We start from the raw sequence: 2511 nt of genomic DNA, 5'->3' as shown, positions 1-2511 counted from the left end.
GGGTGTGTGGGTTCTCGGGGCGGCGGGCGGGGTGGGGGCCGGGGCGGGGGCGGGTGGCAACACCCCGTGTTACCCGGTGCGCCCCCCCCCCCCGGGGCCGCCCGCCCCCTTCGCATGTCCGGCGCGGGACCGGGGGCTACTCCCGCGCTCCCGCCATTTCCACCGCGCGGCGCCGCGTGGCGAGCCACGCCGGGACCACGGAGGCGACCAGCGCCAGGACGGCGCAGGAGGCGACGACCCCGCCGAGGGCCGCCCACGGCAGCTCGATGGTGCTGTCCACCGAGAGCAGGCCCAGTGCCCCCCACATCCCGGCCAGGTTGAGCCCGGTCACGACCAGCCCGAGCAGCGCGCCGGCCGCCACCACCAGCAGCGACTCGGCACCGACCAGCCGCAGCACCTGCCACCGGGTGGCCCCGGCCAGCCGCAGCACCGCCAGCTCGCGCACCCGGTCGGCGGTGGCCATCACCATGGTGTTGACCAGCGAGATCCCGGTGTAGAGCAGGGCGATGCCCAGCACCAGGAGGAGGCCGGCCCGGGTCGTGCCGTTGGTCCCCGGGGAGGCGGCCGCGACCCACTCGTCCCGGCTCGACACGTGTCCGCCGGTCGCGCCCACCGCCTCGCGCAGCCCGGCGGCCACCGCGCCGGCGTCGGCGCCGTCCGCGAGGGCGACGTCCACCCGGTCGACCGGGGCGCCGGGGGCGTTGGCCCGCGTGACGTAGACGCCGTTGCCGCCGGTGCCGGTAGCCATCACGGCGGCGATGCGCAGCGTCCTGCGGGTGCCGTCCCCAAGCCACACCCGCACGCTCCGGCCCACGGAGTGCCGTTCCCACTCCCCGTTGACGATGATCGAGGCGTCGTCGAGGTCGGTCGCCCTCCCCTCCGTGAGCGGCAGCCGGGTCGTGGCGGCGAGGGCCTCGGGGTCGGCGACGGCACGTGCGTCGGACCTGATGAGCGCGGTGCCCTCCTCCAGGACGTACACCGCGCTCGACGAGGTCGGGGAGACCACCGCGCCGGGCACCGAGCGCAACCGGTCCACGGTCCGGGCGTCGAGGCCCGCGTCGCCCGCCGCCGTGACCACGAAGGCGGCGGCGGTCCGCTCGCGCGTCTCGGTGGCCTCGGCCTCGTCGAGCGTCGCGGTGGCGCCGAGCAGCGAGCCCGCGAGGGCGACCGTCACCAGCACGGGCGCCGCGACGGCGGCCGTACGGCGCACTCCGGCGGCGGCGTTCTCCCGCACCAGCAGGCCCGCCGCGCCCGGCAGCCGGGCCGGCAGCCAGGCCAGCAGCCGGGACAGCGGGCGCACCACGACGGGGGCGAGCATCGCGACCGCGGTGATCAGCAGCATCGGCCGGCTCACGTACGTCTTGCGGTGCAGCAGGCCGCCGGGGTCACCGGCCAGCGCGATGCCGAGCGTCACCAGCGCGGTCAGCAGCAGGCCCGCGCCGGACAGCCACCGGCCCCACGTCATCGCCCCGGTGTCCACGGACGCCTCGCGCAGCGCCTGCGTGGGGCCGGTCCGGCCGGCCCGCCAGGACGCGGCGAGCACGCCGCACAGGGCGACGAGGAGCCCCGTCCAGAAGGCCATGTGGTACGGCCAGGTGTGGTCGCCGATGGTGAACCAGGCCGGTGCCAGGTCGCTGTCGACCACCCACGCGGCCAGGTGCGGCGCACCCCACGAGCCGAGCCCGCAGCCGGCCGCGGAGGCGAGCACGCCCACCCCGAGGGCCTCGGCCAGCACCATCGCGCGCAGCTGCCCCGGGGTCGCCCCGGCGGTGCGCAGCAGCCCGAACTCGCGGCGCCGCTGCGCCACGGTGAAGGCGAACGTGGACGCCACGACGAACACCGACACGAAGGCGGTGACGCCGCCGGCCGTGCCGAACATGGCGTTCATCGCGGTCAGTGCCTCGCTGTCCCGGTCCGGATCGGCGTCGGCGAACCTGCGGTCGTCCCCGGTCAGGACGCGCACCCCCGCGCTGCCGCGCACCGCGTCCCGCACCGCCGACGGGTCCGCGTCGACCGCGAGCTGAAGGCTGACGGGGGAGAGCCGCGCGGCCTCGGCGTCGGTGTAGAAGACGGCGTTCTCGAAGCCGCGGTCGGGCACGGTGCCCACGACCCGGACGACTCCGCGGCCGGTGCGGAGCCGCTCGCCCGGCTCGGCCCAGCCGCCGGTGACGACGACCTCGCCGGCGGCGCGCGGCGCACGGCCCGCGTCGATCCCGTACGGGGCGAACGCGGCGGTGGACCACGGGTGGCCCACCAGGTCACCGGGCCCGCCCTCGGCGCGTACCGCGAAGGACCGGTCCGCGACGACCCGGCCGAGCCGCTCCAGTTCCGCGACGGTCCCGGCCGGCACGGCACGCGGCTGGGCCAGCTCGTGCGTGCGGTCGCCGACCGGCGTGGGCACCCGCAGGGTGTCCTGGCCCGGGGGGGCCCCCCCGCGCGCGGGGGTCCCCGCCCCGGCCGCGGGCGGGGGGGGGCGGGGGCGCGCGGCGGGCCCAGCCGCCCCCCCGAGCT

1 protein-coding gene is annotated in these 2511 nt (G+C 78.3%); it reads right to left on the bottom strand.

Features of this window, described 5'->3' with window-relative positions; genetic code table 11:
* Positions 1-136: 136 nt before the first annotated feature.
* Positions 137-2401: an FtsX-like permease family protein gene (locus ACFWR9_RS30075; protein ID WP_383847334.1), complete on the bottom strand. Its 2265-nt coding sequence runs from the start codon at positions 2399-2401 to the stop codon at positions 137-139.
* Between the last annotated feature and the right edge of the window lie 110 nt (positions 2402-2511).

Origin of the sequence: Streptomyces sp. NPDC058534 (assembly GCF_042717365.1) — a bacterium.
In the GTDB taxonomy this organism is placed as follows: domain Bacteria; phylum Actinomycetota; class Actinomycetes; order Streptomycetales; family Streptomycetaceae; genus Streptomyces.
This window is presented reverse-complemented; position numbering and strand designations above follow the sequence as displayed.